This is a genomic window from Planomicrobium soli, assembly GCF_003014655.1.
GTDB lineage: Bacteria > Bacillota > Bacilli > Bacillales_A > Planococcaceae > Planococcus > Planococcus soli_B.
This window is the reverse complement of the sequence record NZ_PYAT01000023.1, coordinates 1-26398: the sequence shown is the minus strand read 5'-3', so window position 1 is coordinate 26398 and position 26398 is coordinate 1. Positions and strand designations below refer to the sequence as shown.

Genomic DNA, 26398 nt, shown 5'->3' with positions numbered 1-26398 from the left:
ATAGGTCGAACCTTTTGTCAATCTTTCTTTCGAATAGATTCTAGAAGCTCCGCGAATTCTTCTGGCGGCTCCGCAGAAAACTCCATGTATTCGCCCGTTCTCGGGTGATTAAAGCCGATCACTTCCGCATGCAGCGCTTGTCCGCCGACTTCCATCGTTTTCTTCGGCCCGTATTTCGGATCACCGACAAGCGGGAAGCCGATATATTTCATATGGACACGGATTTGATGTGTGCGTCCTGTTTCAAGACGGCACTCTACGAGCGTAAAGTTGCCGAAACGCTCCAAAACACGGAAATGCGTAACCGCATGCTTGCCTTTATCAACAACTGCCATATTTTGGCGTTCTTTCGCATCACGCGCTATTGGCGCATCGATTGTCCCTTTGTCATGCGGAATATGCCCGTGAACCAAAGCAACATATTTTCGGGTAACCGTTTTTTTCACTAGTTGATCCACCAATGATGTATGGGCAGCGTCGTTTTTCGCAACCATCAACAAGCCTGACGTGTCTTTGTCGATACGGTGGACGATTCCCGGCCGTACAACGCCATTAATGCCCGAGAGATCGGTGCAATGATGCATCAAGCCGTTAACCAGCGTTCCAGATGAATGGCCCGGGGCCGGATGGACGACCATACCTTTCGGTTTGTTGACGACTAATACGTCCTGATCTTCATAAACAACCTGTAAATATAAATTCTCCGCCACTACATCCAACTCTTCAAGAACTGGAGGCGTTACAATAATAACATCGTCCAAACGCACTTTGTAATTCGGCTTGACCGTTTCGCCATTGACTTTTACTGCGCCTTCTTTGACCCAGTTTTGGATTTGCGAGCGCGACCAATCTTCATCGATGGATGCTACCGCTTTGTCGATGCGTTCGCCAGCCATCTCTTCTGTTACTTCTATCGTTAAATCTTCCATTAAGACACCTTTTTCTTTTCTTGTTTTTCGTCATAAATGATAAATATGATCATGAGAACCACACCAACCGTTAAAGCAGCGTCTGCTACGTTAAAAATCGGGAATTCATAATTGATGATGGGAATTAGCACAGCTATAAAATCCACCACTTCGCCACGCAACATGCGGTCGATGAAATTTCCGATCGCTCCGCCAAGAATCACCATCAAACTTAATTGGAACAACGGTTTTCCTTTCGCCTGCGCATGGAAATAATAAAGTATGCCAATAATTACTGCAATGGTAATAATTGCGAACAGCCACATCTGCCCTTCAAGCATTCCCCAAGCTGCACCGCGGTTCCGGTGCGACAGCCAAGCAAGGTAAGGATCCGCCAAGATAATGCGCTCCCCCAGCTCCATATTTTTCATAACTAGCCACTTCGTCCACTGATCAAGCGCAACGATCAGTAAAGCAATTCCATAATAAATAAACATGTGTATCCTCCGTCAATTCATCAGTCAATCCATTTTACCACATACCGGGTCAAAGCGTAAGTTCCCTGTAAAGTTGACTGGAATAAGTTGATTTATTCTCTGTTTAGCTCGAACTGAATTAGACCGCTGCAAGACAGCAAAGTTGTTTTTCAGCATCGTCCTCGTTGAATTCATTAAGTTCTATTTTTGTCTAGAAAACAGAAAAAACCCAAAGAACTGAACCATCAGTTCCTTGGGTTTAAAAAATTAAGCGTATTGTGTTTCAACAACCGATGCGCATCGTAAGCAAAGCGTTGGATGAGCTTCGCTTTGACCGATTTCCTCAGAAATAGTCCAGCAGCGTTCACATTTTTCGCCTTCTGCTTTTTCAACAACTACAGCAACATGGTTTAGTGGAAGTGCGTGTTCAGGAGCCGCTTCTTTTGCTCCTCCGAATTCATACTGAGAAACGATGAACAATTGGCCAACATTGCTGTCAACAGATGCCAATAAATTCTTCACTTCTTCGCTGCCATAAACTGTCACTTTAGCTTCAAGTGATTTCCCGATGGTTTTCGCTGCACGCGCTTCTTCCAACGCTTTCAGAACGTCATCGCGAACAGCCATGAACTGTGCCCATTTGCTTTCCAAATCCGCAAATGCTGCATTTTCCTGAACCTCAGGGAAGTCGACCAATTGCACACTCGCTTCGTCCACAAAGTCCAAGTAGCCCCACATTTCATCAGCAGTATGCGGAATGATCGGTGATGCCAGCTTCAAGATCGCCATCAATGAATCAAACATAACCGTCTGCATCGCACGGCGGTGCGGGTGATTTGGCGCTTCAATATAAACAACGTCTTTTGCTACGTCCAGGTAGAACGAGCTCAAATCATTTGCGCAGAATCCGTTTAATGCATGGTAGATAGACGAGAACTCATATGTTTCATAACCTTTACGGACCGTTTCCACCATTTTCTGCAGTTTCATTGCCATGTATTGATCCATTTCACGCATATCTTCGAATGCTACGCGGTGTTCTTGTTCGTTGAAATCAGCCAAGTTGCCGTGAAGGAATTTCAGCGTATTGCGGATTTTCCGGTAAACTTCCGATACTTGCTTGAAGTTGTCGTCTGATACGCGGACGTCCGCTGTGTAATCGACTGAAGCAACCCATAGGCGTAAGATATCCGCTCCCATTTGATTCATCACTTTTGCAGGAACAATAACATTTCCGAGCGATTTACTCATTTTCCGGCCATTGCCGTCTAATGTGAAACCGTGGCTCAAGATGCCTTTATAAGGCGCGATGCCGTTGATGGCAACACTTGTTGTAAGAGATGAGTTGAACCAGCCGCGGTATTGGTCAGATCCTTCCAGATACAAATCAGCCGGGTAAGACAGATCTTCACGTTCAACCAACACACCTTGGTGAGATGATCCAGAATCAAACCAAACGTCCATGATATCTGTTTCTTTCGTGAAAATTCCGTTAGGGCTGCTCGGGTGCGTAAAGCCTGGCGGCAATAGTTCTGCTGCAGGGCGCTCGAACCAAACATTCGAACCGTTCTCACGGAACAAATTAGCGATATGAGCAATCGTTTCGTTAGTAATGATAGCATCGCCGTTTTCCGCATAAAATACAGGAATCGGAACGCCCCAGACGCGCTGGCGGGAAATATTCCAATCGCCGCGGTCACGCAACATATTGAACAAGCGTGTTTCGCCCCATGCCGGAGTAAACGTCGTTTCGTTGATCGCTTTTAAAATTTGGTCACGGAACGCTTCAATAGAAACAAACCATTGAGCCGTTGCACGGTAAATAACCGGTTTTTTCGTCCGCCAGTCATGCGGATATGAGTGAGTGATGAACTCTAGATGTACAAGAGCCCCAACTTCTTTCAAAGCTTCAGTGATAGATTTATTAGCCTTATCATAGAACTGCCCTTCAAATCCTGGTGCTTCGTCTGTCATCACGCCTTTTTCGTCAACAGGGCAAAGAACATCTAAGCCATATTTCTTGCCGACCAAAAAGTCATCTTCCCCGTGGCCTGGAGCCGTGTGGACAAATCCAGTACCGGAATCAGTCGTAACGTGCTCACCAAGCATCATTAATGACGTACGGTCATACAGCGGGTGTTTTGTTAAAATATGCTCGAATGCTGCCCCTTTGAATTCGCGTACAACTTCGTAATCCGTCCATTCTACTTCTTTTGCCACTTCTTCTAACAAATCTTGCGCAACTACATACAGCGTACCATTTACGGAAACTTCAACATAGTTAAATTCTGCATGTGCAGTGATTCCAAGATTAGCAGGAATTGTCCAAGGAGTTGTTGTCCAGATCAGAACTTTCGTCCCTTCAGCCAAAACGCCTTTGCCGTCTGTTACTTCAAACGAAACATAGATGGAAGGCGATTTTTTATCCTGGTATTCGATTTCCGCTTCAGCTAATGAAGATTCACTTGAAGGAGACCAATATACCGGTTTCAGTCCTTTATAGATATAGCCTTTATTGGCCATGGATCCGAAAACTTCAATTTGGCGGGCTTCGTACGATGGTTTCAGCGTAACATACGGGTTTTCCCAATCGCCGCGAACTCCGATGCGTTTGAACTGCGCACGTTGGTTATCGATTTGTTCATAAGCATATTCCGCACACAACTTACGGAATTCGGCAAGAGACAATTCTTTTCGGTTAACGCCTTTATTGGTTAAAGCTTGTTCAATCGGCAAACCATGCGTGTCCCAGCCTGGCACGTATGGAGCGTGATAGCCCATCATTGAACGTGAACGCACTATCATATCTTTTAATACTTTATTTAATGCATGGCCCATATGAAGATCGCCATTGGCATATGGAGGTCCATCATGAAGAATAAAATGAGGACGGTCTTTAGTCCGTTCCTGTACCTGACCGTAAATATCCATTTCTTCCCATTTATTTTGCATTTCCGGTTCACGATTTGGCAGATTTCCGCGCATCGGGAAATCTGTTTTTGGCATTAATAACGTATCTTTATAATCCACTTTAATTCCTCCTGTAGGCATAATAAAAAGCTCCCCATCCCTGGAAAGGGACGAGGAGCTTAAACTCGCGGTACCACCCTTGTTGCAGCTAAGCCGCTGCCACTCGATCACCGTAACGTGGTGTAGACGGAATTGGATACTCGGGTTCACCAATCCAGCTCGAGAGTGATTTTCCTTTAACGATCTTTCACCAGGCTCCCACTATCCCTGGATCGCTTTGTCGCATCATTTAAAGTACTGTCTCTGTCCATGCTTTTATTATCGGCAGCTTCGGCTTTCACCTTTGCTGCCTTGAATATTAAATAATTATAAAAGTTGTATCCGTTTGCGTCAAGAACGGGAGTCGCTTTTCTCGTCTTCCAGCTTATCCAGGTTCGTCGTATCTACATCATATTCCATTAATGTATCCCAGTCATCTGTGTCGATCAAGTCTAATTGGGCTTCAACAATCATCTTGAATCGATTGCGGAATACTTTAGACTGTTTTTTCAACTCTTCGATTTCCATTGCAATGCGGCGCGCTTTTGTCAATGATTCGTTGACAATGCGGTCTGCGTTCTTTTCAGCTTCACGCACAATAAGTTTCGCTTCTTTTTGCGCATTGCGGCGCACTTCTTCTGCTGCTTCCTGTGCTACGAGAATTGACTTTTGAAGCGTTGTTTCAATTGTTGTGAAATGTCCGACCCGTTCGTCGGTTTGCTTCAAGCGTTCTTCAAGTTCTCTTTTCTCTTTCAGAAGCAATTCATAATCTTTAATGATTTGATCCAAGAATTCGTTTACCTCATCTTCTTGGTAACCACGAAAACTTCGGCCAAATTCTTTGTTATGTATGTCCAGCGGGGATAATGGCATTACGTGCACCTCTCCTTAACTTATCGTCGTTTCTATACATTATACAGTTCAACAGCACAAATTTCAGTATTATTTTGGATTTTTTAAAAGTCGTCTACTTGTTTGTGTCCAAGCGCCCGATTTGCAGACGGATTTTGTCTTTTTTCGTCCGTCCTTCAATCATGCCTACTTTAATCCGGCCATATCCTCTTGAGGATATCAAATCAGATTCGTGCAATTCAAAAGATGGGTGCTCCTGGACCGTCCAGTTAACTCTTACTCTCCCAGCATGTATCAATGAAGCCGCTTTTTGCCGAGAAATATTATACACGGAACTTATCACCGTATCCAATCGCATCGAACTGACTGTAAACGACTCTTCTGTCCATTCCTCCACAGCTGTCAAATACTCTGATGAATCCAATACCGGGTTAAGCTGAACTTTCACTTTTGCCGCAGAAACAAAATTCGTCTGCAAATATGAACTCACTTCTTCTGCGACTGCAAACTGAATCCGCTCGTCTTCAAGCCGAATATCGCCAAACTTCCCTCTCCCTAGACCGACAGACATTAACGATCCTAGAATATCAGGATGTTTGAGTGTAACAAAGCGTACCGGATATTTCAGTTCAAACATCGTAATCTGAAAATCTTCCGGCTGCGGATCATAATATGAGGGATACAATAAAATCCGCTGCCGCTCCGCACCATCGAACATTCCTGAAGCAGCCATTTGGATATCGCTAGACCCCAAAACCGCCTGCACGATAAAACGTTCGCGCGGATCAAGAAAATCGGTCAGCTTTGGAGAATACCGATCTTCTACATCAATAATCCAGCCTGATACTTGCTCGATAAATTGCTGTTCGTCTTTTCTAAAGTGTTGCAGCAAAGATTCCAAGTTGCCTGCCTCCTTTGTATGAACTGGCTCTCAAGAAAAAAACCTCACGCAAAGTGAGGTAATTATTGAAAGTAACTAAATAAAACTACAAGGCCACTTTTGGCAAGGTTTAATGCGAAGATCGCAATAATTGGTGAAAAATCGATCATGCCAAGCGGCGGAATGATTTTTCTAAAGATATCTAAGTACGGATCTGTAACTTTGGCAAGCATTTGGCCAATGCTCGATTCGCGTGCATTCGGCAGCCAGCTCATTAAAATGCTGGCAATCAGCAGATACGAATAGATATTCATAGCTGTAAGTAGTATTCCCAATATTTCATTCATTTAGTCTTAAGCCACCTCTTCTATTGTTGATCATCATAATAAAAATCAGAAATTGCACCGTCCACTTCGACAGTGTCCGGAACACATAGGAAGATGTCGGTTCCAATGCGTTGTATATCTCCGCCAAGCGCATATACGGTTCCGCTTAAAAAATCGATGATGCGGAGGCCTTGGTCTTTTTCAATTCTTTGCAAATTGACAACAACCGCGCGTTTGCTTTTCAGATGTTCTGCAATATCTTGCGCTTCAGCATAAACTCTCGGTTCCACCAAGTTGACTTTGGAAGATTTTATCGCACTTTGAAGGCTCACTATGTTTGACACAGGAGCTTCCACCGCTTTTTGACGGCGCTCTTTGGGCGTTTCTCTCACATTTTGCACCGTTGCCGGTTTTTCATAGCGCGGAGATTGCTGAGGTTGTGTTTGTTGCGTCTGCTGAGGTTGTTCATCTTCATACTCTTCCAAATAAAAGAAGTTTTTAAACTTATTTTTAATGCTCATTTTTATACCTCGCTTTCCGTTCCTACTAATGCGGTTCCTATTCGGACAAAAGTTGCTCCTTCTTGAGCTGCAATCAAATAATCATTGGACATGCCCATCGAACATTCTGTACATGGTGCGTGTTCCCAGTTTTCAGCTGCAACTTTCAGTTGCAGAGCTTTCAATCCTTTAAATACACGGCGTACGGTTTCTTCATCCGATGTGTTAGGAGCCATCGTCATCAGGCCAACCACACGTATTTTATCAAAATGTTCCAGTGATTTAACAAACTGTACAGTTTCTTCCGGGGCAAGCCCGCTTTTTGACTCTTCCTGTGAAACGTTTACTTGGACAAAGCAATTCACTGGGCGATCTGCACGTTTTTGTATTTCTTTTGCCAAGCTTAACCGGTCAAGTGAATGCAAATAATCGATTTGATTGATTACATCTTTAACTTTGCGGGATTGCAGCGTCCCGATAAAGTGCCATTGGACATCAGACGAAAGGGCTTCGCGTTTGGCAATCAATCCTTCAGGCCGGTTTTCGCCAAGATGTTGGATCCCTGCATCGATCGCTTCTTTTGTGCGCTCGACTCCTACTTGTTTGGTAACGGCGATTATTTGGATCCCTTTTTGAATGCTTTCAATTTCATTATTAATCTGTTCATAAACAGGTTTTATCGGTTTCATAAATTCACAACTTTTCTATAGACGTTCAACTTATTGTATCAAGGAAAGCCTAATATATCAATTATCCCCTATAGTTTGGAAGAAGGTCGTGCTCAAAATGCAACGATTCTTTGAACATAAGAGAATTTAAAAAAACAGCTGCCTATGTGGCAGCTGTCTGGATTAGCGTCTTCTTTGTCGGTTGCGCAAGAACGTCGGGATGTCTAATGCATCATCTTGTTGTTTTTCTTGGCGCACAGGTTCTTGTTGATAAGAAGGTGCCTGTTCTTCACGGCGTTGTTCTTCGCGGCGTGATTCACGGTAAGATGGCGGAGGCGTCTGCTGTTGGATTGACTGGACTCGGCTTGAGTTCAATCCTGATCCACGCGGCGTTCTCGGCTGCAATTGCTCTTCGTTAAAGCCAGTAGCAATAACTGTTACAACAATCTCATCTTTTAAGTTGTCATTGATGACAGAACCGAAAATCATGTTAACTTCTTCATCAGAAGCTGAAGCGACAATATCGGCTGCTTCTTGTACTTCATACAAGCTCAAGTTCGATCCGCCTGTAATGTTCATAAGAACGCCTTTAGCTCCATCAACTGAAACTTCAAGCAATGGGCTCGATACGGCTTTCTTGGCTGCTTCTGATGCACGGTTTTCCCCTGAAGAAACACCGATTCCCATCAATGCAGAGCCTTTATTGGACATGATCGTTTTCACATCGGCAAAATCCAAGTTGATCAAACCGGGAACAGCGATCAAATCTGATATACCTTGTACACCTTGGCGCAAAACATTATCCGCTTCACGGAAAGCTTCAAGCATCGGTGTGCTCTTGTCAACGATTTCAAGCAAACGATCGTTCGGGATAACGATTAATGTATCGACAGATTCCTTCATCGTTCCGATTCCGCCGATTGCTTGAGTTGAACGTTTACGGCCTTCGAATGTGAACGGACGAGTTACTACTCCAACGGTCAAAGCGCCAAGTTCTTTTGCGATTCCTGCAATTACCGGCGCTGCACCAGTACCAGTACCTCCGCCCATACCGGCAGTTACGAATACCATGTCAGCTCCGCGCAATGCTTCTTCAATTTGTTCTTTGCTTTCTTCTGCTGCTTTTTTACCGACTTCAGGGTTAGCCCCGGCGCCTAAGCCGCGCGTTAATTTGCCGCCAATTTGAAGGCGGACTTCGGCTTTGGACAAGTTCAAAGCTTGAGCATCGGTATTCACAGCGATAAACTCAACGCCTTGGACACCATGTTCGATCATACGGTTTACCGCATTGTTCCCGCCACCGCCAACGCCAATTACTTTTATTACTGCCAACGAATCAATTGAAGTATCAAATTCCAACATTCTTTTTCCTCCTAAAATTGCATGGCTTTTAATGAGCCTTATGCAATGTTCATTTTATTCAAAGAATCTATCAAACATTTTCTTGGCTTTTGTAACGACACCTTCACCGTTTTGTTTCGGTTGTTTCGGCTGCTTTTGCACTTTCTGCGGTTGTGGTTCTTGTTCAATTTTCACCGATTCAGACAACGCCGCTCCGCTTCCGATCCGCCCGTAAAACACATCTTCCATATAAGCGTATTGAATAAGGCCGACAGCAGTTGTATATTGCGGTTCCCGTACACCTATGAATTCAGGTGTAAACAAGCGGACGCGCGTTTGCAGAATGTTCCTGGCAAGTTCTGGTAACCCTTCTAGCTTGGCCATGCCTCCAGTTAAGACTACTCCTCCTGGAAGGTCCTGGACGCCATGACGGTAAAGCTCATCTAAAATCAATTCGAAAAGTTCTTCCAGGCGAACTCCGATTATTTCAGATATGTATTTTTGGCTGTATTGTTCTCTTGTATCCGATCCAATGACAGGCACTTCGAACAATTCATCTTCAGAAGCGTTGTCATAGAAAGCATGACCGTATTCAACTTTAATTCTTTCCGCTTGGTCTGTCGGTGTTTTCAATACGATGGATAAATCTTTTGTAACATGATCGCCGCCAACCGGAATTACTGAAGTTGCAGACAAATGACCATCTTGGAAAATGGCAATAGAGGTAGAGCCTCCGCCTATATCGATGCATGCAGTACCATGATTCTTTTCATCTTCTGTCAGCGCGTAATATCCTGCAGCTAGTGGCTGTACATAAATATCGCGGATTTGAAGACCGGCTTTCTCTACGCATCTTAAAACGTTGTGCAGCATCGTCTTGGATGTAGTCACCATTGTACCATCCATTTCAAGACGAATCCCAATCATACCTCGCGGATCTTTGATTTCATCCAGGTGGTCTACGATATATTGTTCGGGGATGACATTCACTAATTCCCGTTCCGGCGGAATCGACATGACTTGAGCAGATTCAAGCACACGATCCAAATCTTCGTCCGTTATTTCACGGTTCTCGCTGTTGACTGCTACAACGCCTTTCACTGGGTGAAGAGCTACTTTACTAGCTGGAATTCCCAGAACAACTTCCTGAATGGATTTTCCAATCATTCGTTCAGCTTGATCGACAGCTTTTTTTATGGATTGCACTGTCGCATCTATATCAACAATCGCACCTTTTCTGATTCCATTGGATTTTACATTTCCGACGCCGATGACATGCAACGACTTATTGGCCATTTCTCCGATCAAAACTTTAACCGATGATGACCCGATATCTAAACTCACATATAACTCTGACTGGTTCAATTCGTAGCACCTCCTTATTAAACTGCAATTACTTACATTCTATTGTAAATTTTACACCTTGTCTAAGTATAATAGTGTAACTTTATAAATTTTCCTTCAATTTAACCAAGGGATTCTTCCGTTTCTTTTTTATTGGTCCATTTTGCCAATAAAAGCCGACGAATAACGGCAATATTTTGAAATAACCGGACACCAAAGGCAAAAATTGCCGCTAAATACAAATCAATGCCTAAATGCACGCCAAGAAATGCAAGACCTGCCGCTAAGATGATGTTGAAGAAAAATCCTGAAACAAAAACTTTGTCATCATACATGTGTTGCAAATGCGCTCTTATTCCCCCAAATAAAGTATCCAAAGAAGCAAGAACTGCAATCGATAAATAATTGGCGTATTCGGACGGGATTTGCATGTCCGTCAAAAGCCCAAGCGAAATGCCAAGGAGCAAGCCTAATACAGATAACCACATCGTTATTCCCCTCCTGTATCTTTCAAATACTGATTGCTGATTTTGCCATCGTACGCTTCTATCACCATATCTTCCTTTATCTCTGATACTGTGACAGCCAAATCGTCGATATAAAAATCATCCAACAGCGGAGAAGATAACAAGTAATTGGATAGCTTTTCTGCATCTTCCATTGTTCCCGCAACAATTTTTACAGTAAACGGCGGAGTTTGAACCGGCTTGGTATTTACCGTTGTCTTGCCGTTGATATCACGTATTGCCGACGTATTAACAAGCCGGTTCCCATCAATCGACATTTCTAAGTTGTTGAATGAATTGATAGAATTTAAAAACCGGATCAGCAAATCTGGTGAAATGCCTTCAATAGTTTGCCCGAACGCTACAGCTTCTGGAGAAGGTTCAATCACAACCTCAAATCCAGGGCCGGTTGTTTCTGTTAAACCGGCCAAACTCCTCAGCTCTTCGACTGTTTCTTTTAAAGCTTGTTCCGGACTTTCTTCAGATGCTGCTTCGTACTTATCAAGTGTATTATCAAGCTGGCCAATTTCTGATAATAGCTCAGAGTGGCGCTTTTTTTCAACAGAAAGCTCTTGCCTAATCGCCCAAACATCCCGCGTATCCCGGGAATCAGGTTCATTGACCGTGTTGTACTGGACCGCCATCATTAAACCAATAATGAATAAAATGATTGAGAACCGGGAAAAGATTTTCTTTCTCATGCAACCCCTCCCTTGATTACGATTCTGTTAAAAATGCAGGCATGGAAATGGTCTGGCCCTCATCCAACGTGACCACTACATTATCATTGACCAATTGATCCATGACACCGCCTGCAAGTTTCATAGAAGAAGCCAGAACATCCGGTTTTCCGATAGCCGATATAATAAACGGAGCTGGATATTGCACTCCATCGACGGTAATAACAGGACCTGTGCATACGATATGCGAATTAGCATGAATGCGTTGGCCATTAATGGAAACGGCCTCCGCTCCAGAAATGTAAAGTTCGTTAATGACCTGAAAAATATGGCTTTCATGCACAATATAGTCGTTCGGATTTACTGAATCCGGATTGTATGCTCCATCTTGAAGTGTAACCACCAAACCGCTGCCTTGGACCGGAAGCAATCCAAGAGCGTGGCGAAGCGCTTCTGCTTCTTTCGCGAAATCTGTTTCATGGCTCTCCCCTTCTAAGAAGGATTGTTCAAATTTTTGGACTGCCGCTTGTTTTTCTCCTAGCTCTTCGCGCAGTGCTTTGTTGCGCTCCTGCTGTTCAATCAATTCTTTTCGATACTGTTCTTCTTGCTCAAAAAATGCGCCGCCAGTAAAATCCCCTGTTTCTTCCTGGGATTTTGACAAGCTATACGAATAAGAAAGCATAAACCCAAGAACTAAAAACACGAGAGAAAAAATAATGGACTTGCTCCACTTGGCTCGATTATTCAGGTGTAATTTCTTCATCTTCGACTCCTTCCTTTGAAGGACCGTATACGTCGTCATAGGAACGGAAGAAGATTCCAACTTCCATGTCGATCACACCTTTTTGACTGTCCTTAAGCTGGGCAATCACAGATGGATAGTAATTCAGCTTTTCCGCCAACGTACTTAAAATGGTATGGACTTCATTTCCATCATTCATATACAATCTCACATAAGATGTGTCTGTTTCTTCTGTAGACAGTATCACTTGTGAAATCAAGTTAAAAACCTCTGAGTTGGTGTCAGCTAATTGCGCAACCAATTGTGTTCGAACTTTTTCGTCTTCGAAATTCGTAAAAATCGGACCATCAATGGCCGGAACCGGCTTTTCTACCGCATAGCCGTTGGACAAAACCAATTGGTAACTATTTTCCCGCTCCAAGTATCCGACCTTTCCAAATTCAACAATGCTGATTTCTACGCCAGTCAGCCACTTTTTCTTGACTGTCACTTCATCGACCCATTCCAAATCGTTCAAGCGTTCTTCAATAGCCGACTCATTAAAAGACCACATTGAGTTGCCGACTACTAAGCCGCTGGCTTTCAAGTAACTTTCTTTTTCGTAGACAACAGCGCCTTTAACTGTAATGTCCTGTATTTCGCTATATCTTGACTGGCTGTAATAAAGAATGGCAAGAAAGACGAGAAAAATAACAAGCAGAGCCACGAACTTGCGATTGGTTCTTTTTTTCCGCCGCTCACGAAGCGTCGGGATGCGTTCTTCGATATCAATCACTTTGTCCATATTCGCTGCTCCTTATCTATTATTCGTTCGCTTCTGTTAATTGCTTTACTGCATCGATAAATGCATCGCCCCGAATTTCAAAACTGTCATACTGATCCCAGCTTGCACAAGCAGGCGAAAGCAAAATAGTGTCACCACTTTCTGAATGATGGATCGCTTTCTCGACTGCATCCTGCATAAGACCTGCTTTTTCAACTTCTGGCACACCGCATTCTTTCGCAAAAGCGGCGAACCGTTCCGCAGTTTCTCCAAAAGTAACCAGTACTTTTACGCGATCCATATACGGACGCAATTCTTCAAGTGAATGATTGCGCTCCAATCCTCCAGCCAACAAGACAATTTGGCCCGGGAAAGCTTCAAGTGCGCTTTTTGTTGCCAATGCGTTTGTTGCTTTCGAATCATTGTAAAACTTGCGGCCTTTCCAATTGACGATAAATTGCGACCGGTGTTTAACCCCAGTAAAGGACGTCAATACGCGGATAATGGTTTCTTTGGTGCCACCCCATAAGAGGGCAGCGGCTGTGGCCGCCAATATATTCTCTAGATTATGTTGGCCCCCCAACATAATTTTTGATCGCTCGATTAATTTTTCCCCTTGCCAATAGACAAATTTGTCATCAGCACTGATGCTGTGTTCTGTTCTGCCTTTCAAAGTAAACGGAATGCCTTGTGCTGTACATTTTGCAGCATGATCAACCAATATCGGTTGATCGGCATTATAGATGAAATAATCATCAGAAGTTTGATTTTGCGTGATTTTCATCTTAGAAGCTGTGTAATCCTCGACGGATCCATGATAATCCAGATGCGCTTCATATATGTTGGTAATAATGGCAATATGCGGGCGGAATGTAATCGTCCCTTTTAATTGGAAAGAAGACAATTCAGTTACAATAACGTTTTCCGGTGTTGCTTTTTCAGCGACTCCGCTTGCTACTGTTCCAATATTCCCTGCAATCAAAGGCTTTTTATTATCTTGGTTCAACATATGGAACAATAATGTCGTTGTAGTTGTTTTACCGTTTGAACCAGTAATGCCGATAAATGGCGCCTTGCTGATCAAGTAAGCCAGTTCGATTTCTGTCCACACAGGTATTTCTTTTTCCAAAGCTGAGCGGATCAAGATATTTGTATACGGAATACCCGGGTTTTTCACGACAATTTCAAAGCCTTCTTCAAGAAGTCCTTCGGGATGTCTGCCGCAAATAACGGTGACGCCCATATTCAATAATTCTTGGGCTTCCGGATTTTCTTCAAACGGCTTCGAGTCATTGACTGTAACGAAAGCTCCTAATTTATGAAGCAGGCGCGCAGCAGTAAAACCACTTTTTGCCAGACCCAGAACTAATACTTTCTTTTGATATACTTCTTTTAATTTTTTCATCTACACTACCTCCAAAGAAACGACGATAACTGCTGCAACAAGGCCGACAAGCCAGAATACAGTTACAACTTTCCACTCAGACCAACCGCTTAGTTCGAAATGATGATGAATTGGGCTCATTTTGAAAATGCGTTTTTTACGCAACTTGAAACTGCCCACTTGAAGAATGACTGATAGGGTTTCAAGCACAAAAACCAATCCGATGATCAATAGCAAAAATTCCTGTTTCAGCAAAATAGAAACGACAGCCAACGCACCGCCTAACGCAAGTGAGCCGGTATCTCCCATAAAGACCTTTGCGGGATACTTGTTAAATACCAGAAATCCGATCAATGCGCCTGCTACGGTAAAAGTAAACAAGGCAATTCCCATTTTGTCCTGGAATATAGCCAAAACACCAAATGCCGCAAATGCGATTGATGCCGTGCCGGCCACTAAGCCGTCAAGCCCATCTGTTAGATTTACTGCATTTGAAAATCCAACAAGCCAAAAAATAAGGAACAAGACATATAGTCCTGACAACTCGATCGAAATTGAAGTAAACGGAATTGATAGGGCTGTGTCGAAATCAATGCTGTTCAGCAAGAAAAACGAGACGACAGCAATAACGATTTGCGCTACAAGCTTTTGAAGAGAAGTCAAACCAAGATTGCGTTTTAACACAACTTTGATAAAGTCGTCCAAAAATCCGATCAAGCCGAACCCGAAGAGAACCAGCAATAAAATCATGATTTCAGACGTCAATAAATCAGTGACTAGTGCCACTACCAAAGTTGTGACGATGATGGCAATCAAGAATACTAGGCCACCCATTGTCGGGGTGCCTGTTTTTTTCATATGCGATTGCGGGCCTTCTTCACGTATACTTTGGCCGAACTTCATTCTTTTTAGCAAAGGAATGAAAAGCGGCATTAAAATTACAGTTAAAACTAAGGCAAATCCAAAACCAAGCAACATATCAGTGTTCATTTGAGAGCTCCTTTATAGACGATATCAACCAGATGTGTCTTCTTTTATTTGTTATCGTATTTATTCTTCTGTGTTTACTTCACTTTCTTGTTCTTCAGTTGTTTCCTCCGTTGCTTCACCGGCAGCTTCTCCAGCAGAGGCAGCCGCTTCTTCAGCAGGTGCCTCTGTTGTGTCAGCTGTTGTATCGCTTTCTGCTGACGGAACCCCTTCAGGGCCGTCTTTCATTCTCACTTTATATGAATCCTCTGGGGTCTGCAGTTGAATAACCACTGGATCTTCTTGTGAAACTTTAGAGCCTTTAGACAAGCTTTGGCTAACTGCAAACCCTTGTCCGACAATTTGAATCGATGTGCCGCTTAATGCTTGATAAGCAAGCACCGAACGTTTCGACCATCCGGTAAAATCTGGCAAAACAGTCGTACCACTTGTTTTAAGGATGATTGTTTCGTTTTCCAATACCACTTCTCCTGAGGCAGGATATTGGCCTTCAACTTTACTGGCCGAACCTGTTAAGACAACATTAAGACCTTTGCCTGCTAATTCTTTTGCAACTGCTTTTGCCGATTTATCCTTATAGTCATCCAATTCCACAGTCTTGGCTGTTTCCATATCTTCCGGCTCAATGTTCATATGTTTCAAACCGTTTTCCATAACCGAAGTGAAAATTTTTGAAACTGGAACAGAACCGTATTCATTCGCCGGCAAATTCGGCTGTTGAACACCGATGTAAATCAGCAGCTTCGGATCTTCCGCTGGCGCCATGCCAAGGAAAGAGAAAAGGTAGTTGTTTCGTCCCGTCATGTACCGGCCGTCTTCACCCGGAATTTGAGCAGTACCGGTCTTGCCTGCGCTGGAATAATCCTGAAGCGCAAATCCTGCTGCTGAACCGTGTTCTGAAGTAACAGTGGAAGCAAGAATCTCGCGTACTTCTTTAGCTGTTTCAGCGGAAATCGGCTGTCCCGCTTCTTCAGGCTCGCTTTTAAGAGTTACTTCTCCTGTATCCGGGTTTTTGATTTGGTCGATCACATAAGGCTTCATCATGACACCATCATTAGCAATCGCTGATGCAGCCTGGATCAGTTGAATCGGCGTAACAGTCGAGCCCTGGCCGTACGTCAATGTTAAAACATTGCTCGCGTACTTATCCAATATTTTTCCTGACGCTTCGTGAGGCAAGTCAATACCTGTTTTTTCGCCGAAGCCAAATGCATCAATGTACTTCAAGAAATTCTCTTTGCCCATCCGTTCGAGCAAATAAGCCATGGAAACGTTCGAGGAGCGCTGAATTCCTTCCAGGAAGGTAATGGTTCCCCAACCTCTTCCACTATTATGGTCACCGATAACATCTGGGCCTAATTTATAAGTTCCAGATTTATATGTTGCATCCGGATCCCACTTTCCTTCTTCAATAGCCGAAGCCACAGTAAACATTTTCATCGGAGAACCTGGTTCTATCGTAAGCTCGATGCTTTCGTTCAACCAGTTGTCAGATAAACCTTCACGTGTATTCGGATTGAAAGTCGGACGTTGCGACATAGCCAATATCTCTCCGGTTTTCGGGTCGGCAATAACCGCAATCATTCTTTTTGGGGTATATTCTTTCTGAACGGTCGACATGGCATCTTCCAGAAAGTTCTCCAACGTCTTATCAAGTGTTAATTGCACGTCTGATCCATCAACTGCTGGTGTTACTGCCGACTCGCTATTCGGCAGCAAATACCCCCATTTATCTGTATTAAATTCCATTTTCCCGTTCTTTCCAGTTAACACCCCATCATGGATCGCTTCAAGACCCATTTTCCCTTTTGTAACCAATTGCCCACCATCAAGCTCTTCTTTCATGGCAAAGCCAATCAAATGGGAAGCAAATGCGCCGTTCGGGTAAAGACGCTTTAAATCATTTACAAATAAAATACCAGGGAGCCCTTCTTCTTCCAATTCTTTCATCTTTGTATGGCTAATCTCCCTGCCGGCAGACCCAAATTCAACTTGATACAAGCCTTTTTCGACTCCGTTTTTCAAGATTTTCAAAATGGTCTCCCTAGAAGCAGTTAAATGCTCTGACAGCACATCGGCGGTTTTCTCTATATCTATAACATGCCGCGGATTGCTTGGCTTTTGTGTCGCCGAATCAGACAAAACTGCGACTAATTTATATGTCAACGTATCTTCTGCTATCACTTCGGCATTCCTGTCAAGAATACGGCCGCGTTCAGCTTTTAATACTTGTTCTTGGCTGTATTTGGCTGCAGCTTTGGCCGCCAATTCCTGCCCTTCCACTTGTCCCGTTGCCTGAATAGTTACAATTCTGGCGAATAAAAGGAAAAAGAGCCCTGCAAATAACATAAATAGCAGAAAGGCTCCCCATTGAAATCGAAACTTTTTTTTCATTGTCCTGACACTACCTTTACATTATGCCCATTTAATTTTAGACCAAGCTCCTTAGCTTTTGACCAAATGCGCTCATATGAAGACAGATCTTTTACTTGTACCGACAAATCTGTATTTTGTTTCACTTTTTCATCGATTGATCGTTCTATTGTTTGAATCTCTTGTGTAGATGACTGAATAGCGGATTGGTTTTGGAGCACCATTAACGCGCACATAACTAATGCGGCTATAAATGACAGATACAAAATTTTTTCGCCTTTTGTAATAGAACTTTTTTTACGTACCGGTTGCCGATCCGGATTTTGAGGAACGGCCGGCTGTTGTATGTAGGTTTCTTTCATAGCATTCAACGCCATTTGAACACGTCCTTACTCTCTTATTTTTTCTGCTATACGCAGTTTTGCTGAGCGCGATCGATTGTTTTCTGCCAGCTCTTCTTCTGAAGGAAGAATAGGCTTTCTTGTAACCAATTTCATAAGCGGTTCCATTCCAATTGGTATCATCGGCATATTTGGCGGCAATTCCGGCAATGATGACGCTTCTTTAAAAATTGTTTTACAAAGCCTGTCCTCTAGCGAATGGAAGGTGATGACACTGATTCTCCCGCCGACTGCCAATAAATCAAGGGCATTTTGCAAGGAAGTTTCAGCTGCTCCCAGTTCATCGTTTACTGCAATGCGGATAGCTTGGAACACTCGTTTTGCTGGGTGTCCACCCGTTCGCCTTGCAAAAGCAGGGATTCCATCTTTTATGCATTCGACCAATTGTCCGGTCGTTTCAATCGGCTGTTTCTCTCTTGCCGCTTCTATTTTTCGTGCTATCTGTTTTGAAAACTTTTCTTCGCCATAACGGTAAAATATTCTCACTAGATCTTCATACGGCCAATCATTAACAACATGATAAGCGCTTAATTCAGCTGACTGGTCCATTCGCATATCAAGAGGGGCATCATTGTGGTAACTGAATCCCCTTTCAGGAGTATCGAGCTGGGGAGAAGAAACGCCGAGGTCATACAGTATGCCGTCCACTTTCTCTATGCCCCGCAAGGCAAGCTCTTCTTTGATGAATTTAAAGTTCGCGTGAATAAACGTGATCCTATGTAAGTAGTTTTGCAGTCTTTCTTTTGCATGCATGATCGCTGTTGTGTCTTGGTCGAAACAATAAAGATGACCTTCATCCGAAAGTTGCTGAACCAAATATTCACTGTGTCCTGCTCCGCCAAGCGTGCAGTCCACATAAATACCGTTAGGGCGAATGTTCAGTCCATCAACAGTTTCTTTGAGTAAAACCGTAGTGTGGTCGAACAATCCAATCCCTCCGTCCAATTGTTAAAAATCAAAATCCACCAAATTCTCTGCAATGTCGTTAAACGAATCCTCAGATTCAGCGAAGTAGCCTTCCCAGGCATCTTTTGCCCATATCTCAAAACGATTGGACACTCCTAGGACGACACATTCTTTTTTAAGTTGCGCGTATGTTAGCAATGTTGAAGGAATATTGACACGCCCTTGTTTGTCGAGTTCCACTTCCGTAGCTCCCGAGAAAAAGAAACGGGTAAATGCACGTGCGTCTTTTTTTGTGACCGGCAGCTCTCTCAGCTTTTCTTCGATCTTCTTCCATTCATCCATTGTGTAGCCAAATAAGCATTGATCCAAGCCTCGGGTAATGACAAAGTTCTCTCCGAGCTGTTCACGGAACTTAGCCGGTATAATTAATCGACCTTTTGCATCAACGCTATGTTGATATTCGCCCATGAACATTCCCTTCACCCCACTTATTGTACTTAATGTACCACAATCCCCCACTTCTCACCACTTGTTTTTGAAATATTTCATGAATGTTACATAATTAAATCTCAAAATGTCTTCTTGAGACGCAAAAAAGCCTGCCGAGGCAGACTTTAGCGTGTTACAAGTAGATTATTTTGTGATTTTTGTCATATGAAATTCGCAATTTCAATATATCTTTTACCAGGTCCAAACCGTATAAATTCAGATAAGGGAATGGATTATAAATACGCTCTTGAAAACCACTATTTGGCAACAACTCATTTTCGATCATTGCATAGTGATTGAACTGCGTGCTATGCTGCAGCATCACTTCGTCTTGAAGCTTATGCTTGAGGAAAGTCAGTTGTTTCAAATGAATTTGCAGGTTTTTCTCGACGATCGGCGTCAGGCCTTTGCTAATGAGTGAAAACTGTTCTTTGATTTCTTCGTATTCAACTGCCAATTTTTCCTGTAGGCTTTCAATAAGCGCTTCCGCCTTTTTTTCACGAATGGCTTCTTCTAATTCAGCTTTCAAGGCCGTTACCTTGTGTTCGTTTACGACATTCAAGAAAGTAAGGTTGTATTTTGTTAATAAAGATTCTGTTTGCCGCGTGATTAATGTCATATTCAAGCGTGGCATCACAACCGGCATTTCCATGTCCAGCAAGTTGAAAGCTCCTTTGAATGCTGCCCAGTAAGCAATTTCCCCTGGACCACCAACAAAGGCCAAAACAGGAAAAACCATTTCCTGCATGAGCGGACGAGTAACGACGTTATTACTCAAAAGATCTGGAGACGTTTTAGCAATTCCCACCAATTCTTCATAGGTAAATGACACCGAACCGTTGTTGCCAGTAAACACACCTTTTTCGCGCTGAAGTAAAATCCGTTCACCATTAACTGTAATAAAAAGGTTGGCGGCATTTTTCTCCACGCCGATAACTGCGCTATAGCCATCCTGCACAAGAGCCTGCTCAGTCTCATAAACACTTGCTGCAATTTCTTCCGACCGCTCGATCATTTTCACGAAATAAGGCGCTTCGTATGCGCGTAGTTCCGGACAAGCCGCATCTATATAAAGCAAACCTTCTTCTTTGAAAAAGTAATTCAAAATTGCCGAAAAGAAATCAGTAAACGTTGCCGAATTGTCCAAATAGGAGAAGGCAAGCCCATGAAGGCTTTTAGAATGCTCAGTCTCTGGCAGACCACGAAAATACTCCTCTAGAAAAGAGCGGACTTTTTCTTTGTTCAACATAGCGGTTGAGGCAGAATGTTTCCCGTATTCCGCATGCGGAAAATTCAACTTTTCCACCCTATGGTTTACTTCACGATACAAGTGGCTGATTTCGGCCAAATCATGGTCTTCTCCAGCAATCCAAAAAAGCGGAACAACTTTTGTATTTAGCTGTTCAGATGCTTGTTTCGCTAATAGAATTACAGAAATCGCTTTATGTACGGTATAGAGCGGTCCTGACATAAGACCTGCCTGCTGACCGGTAACCACAACGGGTGCCCCATTTTCAAAATCGTTCAAATGAGCTGCTGCCGTTTCGGAAATGCCATTTGGTTTCATATAACCACTGATGATTCCACTAAGCTTTTTTCTATCTGCCGAATGGGAGCGAAGCTTATTAAGGCGTGCTTCGAACTCCGATTGGAGCGGCTCATATGAAAAATAACGGCGAATTGTATGCTCGCCATTTATGTAATCCTTCATCAATTTACTTGGTGGAGCTGCGTATTGTTCTTCTAACCTCATGAAAAAAAGTCCCCTTTTCCCTTTACATTCACTTTTACTATAGCAGACCAAAACAAACTTGAAAAAAATTTTGGCTTGCAAAAAGATATGGAAACAGCCGTTCTGCTTCTGCATTCTTTAGTTTCTTTGAAGTATTTGCCTTTAGTGTTCTGCCGAGTATACGCCGAACTGCTTTAGCAGTGCTTCATGCACTCGCGCAGCATGGCCTATTCCCCATTGCACCATCCCAATTTCTCGGTTAAAAGCTGTCCAACAAAAATTCACTAACTGTAAATGCAAAACCCGCTATCCAAATAATGAAATAAGCGAACGTCAAGACTAGAAAATAGAGGCGCCACGTTTTTCGAAAATAAGCGAGTACTTTAATTTCTTTTGTTTTTTTCCATTCGACAATGAGAAAGCCAATGGCCAGCAATATTGCAATAAAACAAACAACAGCCGAAGCTTCATAATTCCATATCGCATAAATCATTACAGGAATAGCAAAAAACAATAGCAAAGTTGTAAAATCTGCGGCCACTTCGAATGCTCTGCGGTTCAAAGTTTTACGGGCAGCAAAAAATATTAAAATAAATGCGATAAATGGAGCAAAGATGAAAACCGCTCCTAAAGTCTGTATGATAGTCATCACTTATACCTCGGTTGATTTTAATAACTGATACAATGAACGCAATATCGGCAAATCTTTTTGGGAGCGGTTGAGCGTATACAACAAAATCGTATCCAGTTCCATTTTCCGGCCTGCCAGTTTATCTGCAAGCATGGAAGATGTATTACTGGAAGTAGAAGTGCAGAGAGCTGACACCTCATTAAACGGCAACAGTTCTTCCATTTCGGGAAACGCGTCCGCTAATTCCCTATATAATCTTTCCAACAACTCGAAAGCATATGGATTGGTTAGCAATTCTCCATTTTTCAGCTTCATTAAAGCAGTGAGCGGATTGATCAATGTGTTCAGAAGCACTTTGCGGAACAGCAATCGATCAGCGTCGGCATGCCACTCCATATGAATCCCAGACAAAGATACGAGCGGCAGAAATACCCTTTCTTCGCCTTTCAATAAGGCAACTTTGTAAATCCCCTGTCCTGTGTGGCGGATTTCATGATCACTTAGTTTTACGACCCCATGCTCTACACTAGCCGCTGCAATATTTTTTTGAGGCAGCTTTTTAATAGCTTCAATATGCAGCATGCCATTTTGCAAGAAAATAACGGGATTGGTCTGCGCTTGTTCTTGAAAGAGGGGGAGTACTGTTTCTAAACCTTCATATTTTACTGCTACAAGGATATAAGCTTCTGGCGGAATAGACTTCCAGCTTGTGGTTGCTTTTATATCGTAACGGTTTGCGCCTTTGACTACGCCATGATCAGTGATCTGCCTTGCTTGTACTTCTCTCCTTGTAACAAGCTGGACTTTATTTCCTGCTTCTTTCAACAAAGAAGCAGTCAGCAAGCCAACAGCTCCTGCGCCGATAACGACGAATTCCATTAAACATCCCCCTCTCTTTCCACAAATTTTCATTTAAAAAAGCCTGCCCGAAAACGGCAGACTTCTCGTTTGGTTTTATTATACCGGAAAAACTCCATGTTTTCGATACGGCATCGGCAAATCTTTTGTCTCGTAGAATGCAAACCGCTGTGAAAGAACTTTCCGAAGTTCATGCGGAGCTACAATTTCATCAATGATCAATTCAGAAGCCAATTTATAGATATCAATTTCCTCTTTGTATTCCTGATGTTTTTGCTGTACGTACTTTAAGCGTTCTTTTGGATCTTCGATCGCTTCGATTTTGTTCGAGTAAACTGCATTGACTGCCGCTTCTGGACCCATTACCGCAATTTGCGCGGTCGGCAACGCGATGCAAACATCCGGTTCGAAAGCCGGGCCTGCCATAGCGTACAAACCAGCTCCATATGCCTTGCGAACGACGACTGATATTTTCGGCACCGTTGCAGAACTCATGGCGGCGATAAACTTCGCACCGTGGCGGATGATTCCTGCGCGCTCTACTTTTGTTCCAATCATGAATCCTGGCACATCAGCTAGGAACAAGAGCGGAATAGAGAACGCATCGCAAAGATTGATAAATTTCGCTCCTTTGTCGGCGGAATCGCCAAACAACACGCCGCCTTTGACTTTCGGCTGATTTGCTAGGATGCCAATCACTTGGCCGTCGATTCGGGCAAGCCCGGTAATCAATTCCCCAGCAAATAGCTTTTTAATGTCAAAGAAACTGCCTTCGTCAATCAATTGATCGATCAGCTCGTACATATCAAAAGGAGCGTTTTGGTTTTCCGGAATGATTGCTTCTAGCGACCGTCCTGCTTTTGCCACTGTCCCTGCCACCTTTTCCGGCTTGACTGCAAAATTAGCAGGGAAATAAGCCAAGTAGCGGCGAGCTTCCGAAATCGCTTCTTCTTCTGTAGCAACGAGCACATCGCCTACACCGCTCACTGAACAATGCATGCGGGCTCCACCCATTTCTTCAAGTGTCACTTTTTCGCCGATAACTTTTTCAGCCATGCGCGGAGACCCTAGATACATAGAAGCGTTTCCTTCGACCATAATGACGATATCGCAAAATGCCGGTATGTATGCCCCGCCCGCAGCTGAAGGTCCGAACAATAAACAGATTTGCGGAACCATGCCAGACATTCTCACTTGGTTATGGAATATCCGCCCCGCACCCCTACGGTTTGGAAACATATCCAATTGGTCTGTAATACGGGCTCCAGCCGAATCCACCAAATAAAGCATCGGCACTTGCATCTTTTCAGCTGTTTCTTGAATGCGAATGATTTTTTCAACAGTGCGTGATCCCCATGAACCTGCTTTGACAGTCGAGTCGTTGGCCATGACGCACACCGTTTCGCCATTGATTTTTCCGATGGCTGTAACAACGCCATCTGCCGGCAGATCCCCTGCTTCAACATTTGCAAAACGGCCGTCTTCCACATATTCTCCGCCATCAAATAATAAATTCAGGCGGTCGCGGACAAAAAGCTTGTTGCTTTCTTTCATCTTTTCATGGTATTTTGGATGGCCCCCGGCGAAAATTGTCGCTAATTTTTGTTCCAACCGTTCATTATACCCTGTTGTTTCGCTTGTTTTTGTCATAATATGGCCCCCTTTGCTTGAGCTTGGTAATTATTCTCCCAGTGTTAACAATGTGTCTTCTTCGTTGACGAAACTACCGACTTCCACATGGATTTTTTCGACCTTGCCGCCAACTTCAGCTTCAATCGGAATTTCCATTTTCATCGATTCGATCGTAATAACAGCTTGGCCCGCTGTTACCGCATCGCCTTCTGCTACTAATATATTTAATACTGTCCCTGCCATTGATGCTTTAAGTGCTGTCATATCTTTTTTTCCTCCTTTGTCTTTTCCATCCATTGCGGCAATACGGCTGTCGCGTATTCACCGGATATAAATTCCTGTGATTCAATAAAATTTTTGAATAAGGCAATGTTTGTTTTTAATCCTGTTATTTCAGCAGTAGCGAAAAACTTCTGCGATTTTGCTAAAGCTTCCACCCGGTCCGCTCCTTGAATAATGATTTTGGAAATCATTGGATCGTAGAACGGGGTTACAGAATTCCCTTCTTCATAACCAGTTTCGATGCGAGCACCTTTTCCCCATACAACTTTTCCCAGTTTTCCAGGAGATGGTAAGAACGTTTTCGGGTCTTCCGCATAAATGCGGTATTCTATTGCATGCCCTTTTGATCCAATGGTTTCTTGCTGCGGCAGAGCTTCGCCAGCGGCTACTTTCAACTGCCATTCAACCAAATCCCACCCTGTCACTTCTTCCGTTACCGGGTGTTCGACTTGTAGACGTGTATTCATCTCTAAAAAATAGAAATCATTGTTTTTGTCCACAATGAACTCAACCGTTCCGGCATTGGTATAACGGACTGCTTCCGCCGCTTTCACTGCAGCAGCACATAGCCTTTCTCTTGCATCTTGCGGTAAATGCGGTGACGGCGATTCTTCAATCACTTTTTGATTGCGCCGTTGCACTGAGCAGTTGCGCTCAAACAAATGAACTATGTTGCCATGATGGTCTCCGAAAATCTGCACTTCGATATGCCGTGCATCTGAAATGAATTTCTCCAAAAAGACGACGTCGTCACCGAAATAAGCTTTCGCCCGATTTTTTACACCTGCAAATTGCTGACTGAGCGCTTGCTCATCTTCACAGCGCACCATTCCGATTCCGCCTCCACCGCTGCTTGCTTTAAGCATCACTGGGTATCCAAGCCCTGCAGCAGCTTCTAAAGCTTCCTCAAGTGTCCGCGTGCCTTCTTCGGTTCCTGGCACAACAGGAACTCCCGCTTCAATCATGGTTTTGCGCGATTCAATTTTATCGCCCATCTTTTCAATGATAGAACTTTCCGGTCCGATGAAAACTATTCCGGCTTCAGTTACCTTACGGGCAAACTGAGCGTTTTCGGACAGAAGCCCGTATCCTGGATGAATCGCTTCAACATTTCGCTTTTTTGCTTCTTCAATAATTTTATCCATTTGCAAGTATGACTGTACCACCGGATTCGGCCCGATCAGAACAGCTTCAGTTGCTTCACTGACATAAGGCAGATCCCCATCAGCCTCTGAATGAATCGCAACCGTATCGATTCCTAGGCGATTGCACGTACGGATAATGCGCCGTGCAATTTCGCCGCGGTTCGCAATCAGGATTTTTTTCATATAAGAAATACCCCCTGTGATTTTCTCCCCCTTCTAGCATATACGACTTTTGTAAGCGATTTCAACTATTGTTCAAACTTTTTTGCATTTAGTCCTATTGCTCTTTTAGTTCCATAGTTTTTACGCTTTAAAAAAGGGATGAAGAGTAAACTCTTCATCCTCAGAGTGTTGAGTAACCCTTTGATATAAGATAAGAACTTATTTGTTCATCAAAAGAAAAGAAAACTTCCGATTTTTACGCCCTCCTTGCCAGAAGGAGGGCCATTTTTTTGATGTTTTGCGTGGCGGCTGTCAGGAAAGCCTGCTCTTGGACAGACGGACGCCCTCGGCGTCTTGCGTAGCGAAAGCCATGGAGTTCTTTGGCATCCGCAAAGCTTCTTTCAATGGTTTGGCTGCGCAG

The 26398-nt window shown here is 43.5% G+C and carries 27 protein-coding genes and 1 other annotated feature; all 27 genes read right to left on the bottom strand.

Going from position 1 to position 26398, the window contains the following annotated elements; translation table 11 throughout:
• Positions 1 to 17: 17 nt before the first annotated feature.
• Positions 18 to 929 carry an RluA family pseudouridine synthase gene (locus B0H99_RS17070; protein WP_106534898.1) on the bottom strand — a complete coding sequence of 304 codons (912 nt, stop codon included), beginning with the start codon at positions 927 to 929 and terminating at the stop codon, positions 18 to 20.
• Positions 929 to 1405, bottom strand: a complete 477-nt coding sequence (gene lspA, locus B0H99_RS17065; RefSeq protein WP_106534897.1) for a signal peptidase II — start codon at positions 1403 to 1405, stop codon at positions 929 to 931. Before lspA ends, B0H99_RS17070 begins: the two co-directional genes overlap by 1 nt.
• A gap of 246 nt (positions 1406 to 1651) precedes the next feature.
• Positions 1652 to 4414: an isoleucine--tRNA ligase gene (ileS, locus tag B0H99_RS17060; protein WP_106534896.1), complete on the bottom strand. Its 2763-nt coding sequence runs from the start codon at positions 4412 to 4414 to the stop codon at positions 1652 to 1654.
• Between the two features lie 43 nt (positions 4415 to 4457).
• Positions 4458 to 4673, bottom strand: a binding site (T-box leader).
• A 71-nt stretch (positions 4674 to 4744) separates the two neighbouring features.
• Entirely contained in the window at positions 4745 to 5266 is a 522-nt protein-coding gene (locus B0H99_RS17055) for a DivIVA domain-containing protein (protein ID WP_106534895.1), read from the bottom strand.
• Positions 5267 to 5360: 94 nt separating this feature from the next.
• Positions 5361 to 6146: a YlmH family RNA-binding protein gene (locus B0H99_RS17050; RefSeq protein WP_106534894.1), complete on the bottom strand. Its 786-nt coding sequence runs from the start codon at positions 6144 to 6146 to the stop codon at positions 5361 to 5363.
• A 62-nt stretch (positions 6147 to 6208) separates the two neighbouring features.
• Positions 6209 to 6472, bottom strand: coding sequence for a YggT family protein (locus tag B0H99_RS17045; RefSeq protein WP_106534893.1), 264 nt, complete (start codon positions 6470 to 6472; stop codon positions 6209 to 6211).
• 20 nt (positions 6473 to 6492) lie between these two features.
• Positions 6493 to 6972 carry a cell division protein SepF gene (locus tag B0H99_RS17040; RefSeq protein ID WP_106534892.1) on the bottom strand — a complete coding sequence of 160 codons (480 nt, stop codon included), beginning with the start codon at positions 6970 to 6972 and terminating at the stop codon, positions 6493 to 6495.
• A gap of 2 nt (positions 6973 to 6974) precedes the next feature.
• Positions 6975 to 7640 (bottom strand): YggS family pyridoxal phosphate-dependent enzyme, encoded by a 666-nt coding sequence (locus tag B0H99_RS17035; RefSeq protein WP_106534891.1) that lies wholly within the window; start codon positions 7638 to 7640, stop codon positions 6975 to 6977.
• Positions 7641 to 7802: 162 nt separating this feature from the next.
• Positions 7803 to 8981 carry a cell division protein FtsZ gene (ftsZ, locus tag B0H99_RS17030; protein ID WP_106534890.1) on the bottom strand — a complete coding sequence of 393 codons (1179 nt, stop codon included), beginning with the start codon at positions 8979 to 8981 and terminating at the stop codon, positions 7803 to 7805.
• Between the two features lie 54 nt (positions 8982 to 9035).
• Positions 9036 to 10325, bottom strand: a complete 1290-nt coding sequence (gene ftsA / locus B0H99_RS17025) for a cell division protein FtsA (protein WP_106534889.1) — start codon at positions 10323 to 10325, stop codon at positions 9036 to 9038.
• Between the two features lie 101 nt (positions 10326 to 10426).
• Positions 10427 to 10792: a small basic family protein gene (locus B0H99_RS17020; RefSeq protein WP_106534888.1), complete on the bottom strand. Its 366-nt coding sequence runs from the start codon at positions 10790 to 10792 to the stop codon at positions 10427 to 10429.
• Positions 10793 to 10794: 2 nt separating this feature from the next.
• On the bottom strand, positions 10795 to 11511 hold the full coding sequence (locus B0H99_RS17015) for a DUF881 domain-containing protein (RefSeq protein ID WP_106534887.1): 717 nt from the start codon (positions 11509 to 11511) through the stop codon (positions 10795 to 10797).
• Positions 11512 to 11527: 16 nt separating this feature from the next.
• Positions 11528 to 12253, bottom strand: coding sequence for a DUF881 domain-containing protein (locus B0H99_RS17010; RefSeq protein WP_106534886.1), 726 nt, complete (start codon positions 12251 to 12253; stop codon positions 11528 to 11530).
• Complete coding sequence (locus tag B0H99_RS17005; RefSeq protein WP_106534885.1) at positions 12231 to 13016, bottom strand: cell division protein FtsQ/DivIB; 786 nt, start codon at positions 13014 to 13016, stop codon at positions 12231 to 12233. Before B0H99_RS17005 ends, B0H99_RS17010 begins: the two co-directional genes overlap by 23 nt.
• A gap of 19 nt (positions 13017 to 13035) precedes the next feature.
• Positions 13036 to 14400, bottom strand: coding sequence for a UDP-N-acetylmuramoyl-L-alanine--D-glutamate ligase (gene murD / locus B0H99_RS17000; RefSeq protein WP_106534884.1), 1365 nt, complete (start codon positions 14398 to 14400; stop codon positions 13036 to 13038).
• Entirely contained in the window at positions 14401 to 15369 is a 969-nt protein-coding gene (mraY, locus tag B0H99_RS16995; RefSeq protein WP_106534883.1) for a phospho-N-acetylmuramoyl-pentapeptide-transferase, read from the bottom strand.
• Between the two features lie 60 nt (positions 15370 to 15429).
• Positions 15430 to 17760, bottom strand: coding sequence for a penicillin-binding protein (locus B0H99_RS16990; protein ID WP_106534882.1), 2331 nt, complete (start codon positions 17758 to 17760; stop codon positions 15430 to 15432).
• The gene (ftsL, locus tag B0H99_RS16985; RefSeq protein WP_106534881.1) at positions 17757 to 18116 is read right to left on the bottom strand and encodes a cell division protein FtsL; all 360 of its coding nucleotides are present in this window, start codon (positions 18114 to 18116) and stop codon (positions 17757 to 17759) included. Before ftsL ends, B0H99_RS16990 begins: the two co-directional genes overlap by 4 nt.
• Before the next feature lie 12 nt (positions 18117 to 18128).
• Positions 18129 to 19067: a 16S rRNA (cytosine(1402)-N(4))-methyltransferase RsmH gene (rsmH, locus tag B0H99_RS16980; RefSeq protein ID WP_106534880.1), complete on the bottom strand. Its 939-nt coding sequence runs from the start codon at positions 19065 to 19067 to the stop codon at positions 18129 to 18131.
• Positions 19068 to 19088: 21 nt separating this feature from the next.
• A complete protein-coding gene (gene mraZ / locus B0H99_RS16975; protein WP_106534879.1) occupies positions 19089 to 19520 on the bottom strand; it encodes a division/cell wall cluster transcriptional repressor MraZ in 432 nt (143 codons plus the stop codon).
• Between the two features lie 148 nt (positions 19521 to 19668).
• Positions 19669 to 21288: a bacillithiol biosynthesis cysteine-adding enzyme BshC gene (bshC, locus tag B0H99_RS16970; protein ID WP_106534878.1), complete on the bottom strand. Its 1620-nt coding sequence runs from the start codon at positions 21286 to 21288 to the stop codon at positions 19669 to 19671.
• A gap of 238 nt (positions 21289 to 21526) precedes the next feature.
• Positions 21527 to 21916 (bottom strand): DUF3397 family protein, encoded by a 390-nt coding sequence (locus tag B0H99_RS16965; RefSeq protein ID WP_106534877.1) that lies wholly within the window; start codon positions 21914 to 21916, stop codon positions 21527 to 21529.
• 3 nt (positions 21917 to 21919) lie between these two features.
• Entirely contained in the window at positions 21920 to 22777 is an 858-nt protein-coding gene (locus B0H99_RS16960; protein ID WP_181313700.1) for a ketopantoate reductase family protein, read from the bottom strand.
• A 78-nt stretch (positions 22778 to 22855) separates the two neighbouring features.
• On the bottom strand, positions 22856 to 24406 hold the full coding sequence (locus tag B0H99_RS16955) for an acyl-CoA carboxylase subunit beta (RefSeq protein ID WP_106534875.1): 1551 nt from the start codon (positions 24404 to 24406) through the stop codon (positions 22856 to 22858).
• A gap of 30 nt (positions 24407 to 24436) precedes the next feature.
• On the bottom strand, positions 24437 to 24652 hold the full coding sequence (locus B0H99_RS16950) for an acyl-CoA carboxylase biotin carboxyl carrier protein subunit (protein WP_106534874.1): 216 nt from the start codon (positions 24650 to 24652) through the stop codon (positions 24437 to 24439).
• Positions 24649 to 25998 (bottom strand): acetyl-CoA carboxylase biotin carboxylase subunit, encoded by a 1350-nt coding sequence (locus B0H99_RS16945; RefSeq protein ID WP_106534873.1) that lies wholly within the window; start codon positions 25996 to 25998, stop codon positions 24649 to 24651. Before B0H99_RS16945 ends, B0H99_RS16950 begins: the two co-directional genes overlap by 4 nt.
• Before the next feature lie 235 nt (positions 25999 to 26233).
• Positions 26234 to 26398 (bottom strand): transposase (locus B0H99_RS16940; RefSeq protein WP_181313583.1); only part of this gene is annotated, 165 nt, incomplete at its 5' end.

Coding starts and splice junctions, on each gene's coding strand:
- B0H99_RS17070 (WP_106534898.1), bottom strand. CDS start 929: ATGGAAGATTTAACGATAGAAGTAACAGAAGAGATGGCTGGCGAACGC.
- lspA (WP_106534897.1), bottom strand. CDS start 1,405: ATGTTTATTTATTATGGAATTGCTTTACTGATCGTTGCGCTTGATCAG.
- B0H99_RS17055 (WP_106534895.1), bottom strand. CDS start 5,266: ATGCCATTATCCCCGCTGGACATACATAACAAAGAATTTGGCCGAAGT.
- B0H99_RS17045 (WP_106534893.1), bottom strand. CDS start 6,472: ATGAATGAAATATTGGGAATACTACTTACAGCTATGAATATCTATTCG.
- B0H99_RS17040 (WP_106534892.1), bottom strand. CDS start 6,972: ATGAGCATTAAAAATAAGTTTAAAAACTTCTTTTATTTGGAAGAGTAT.
- B0H99_RS17035 (WP_106534891.1), bottom strand. CDS start 7,640: ATGAAACCGATAAAACCTGTTTATGAACAGATTAATAATGAAATTGAA.
- ftsZ (WP_106534890.1), bottom strand. CDS start 8,981: ATGTTGGAATTTGATACTTCAATTGATTCGTTGGCAGTAATAAAAGTA.
- B0H99_RS17020 (WP_106534888.1), bottom strand. CDS start 10,792: ATGTGGTTATCTGTATTAGGCTTGCTCCTTGGCATTTCGCTTGGGCTT.
- B0H99_RS17015 (WP_106534887.1), bottom strand. CDS start 11,511: ATGAGAAAGAAAATCTTTTCCCGGTTCTCAATCATTTTATTCATTATT.
- B0H99_RS17010 (WP_106534886.1), bottom strand. CDS start 12,253: ATGAAGAAATTACACCTGAATAATCGAGCCAAGTGGAGCAAGTCCATT.
- B0H99_RS17005 (WP_106534885.1), bottom strand. CDS start 13,016: ATGGACAAAGTGATTGATATCGAAGAACGCATCCCGACGCTTCGTGAG.
- murD (WP_106534884.1), bottom strand. CDS start 14,400: ATGAAAAAATTAAAAGAAGTATATCAAAAGAAAGTATTAGTTCTGGGT.
- mraY (WP_106534883.1), bottom strand. CDS start 15,369: ATGAACACTGATATGTTGCTTGGTTTTGGATTTGCCTTAGTTTTAACT.
- B0H99_RS16990 (WP_106534882.1), bottom strand. CDS start 17,760: ATGAAAAAAAAGTTTCGATTTCAATGGGGAGCCTTTCTGCTATTTATG.
- ftsL (WP_106534881.1), bottom strand. CDS start 18,116: ATGGCGTTGAATGCTATGAAAGAAACCTACATACAACAGCCGGCCGTT.
- mraZ (WP_106534879.1), bottom strand. CDS start 19,520: ATGTTCATGGGCGAATATCAACATAGCGTTGATGCAAAAGGTCGATTA.
- bshC (WP_106534878.1), bottom strand. CDS start 21,288: ATGAGGTTAGAAGAACAATACGCAGCTCCACCAAGTAAATTGATGAAG.
- B0H99_RS16965 (WP_106534877.1), bottom strand. CDS start 21,916: ATGACTATCATACAGACTTTAGGAGCGGTTTTCATCTTTGCTCCATTT.
- B0H99_RS16960 (WP_181313700.1), bottom strand. CDS start 22,777: ATGGAATTCGTCGTTATCGGCGCAGGAGCTGTTGGCTTGCTGACTGCT.
- B0H99_RS16955 (WP_106534875.1), bottom strand. CDS start 24,406: ATGACAAAAACAAGCGAAACAACAGGGTATAATGAACGGTTGGAACAA.
- B0H99_RS16950 (WP_106534874.1), bottom strand. CDS start 24,652: ATGACAGCACTTAAAGCATCAATGGCAGGGACAGTATTAAATATATTA.
- B0H99_RS16945 (WP_106534873.1), bottom strand. CDS start 25,998: ATGAAAAAAATCCTGATTGCGAACCGCGGCGAAATTGCACGGCGCATT.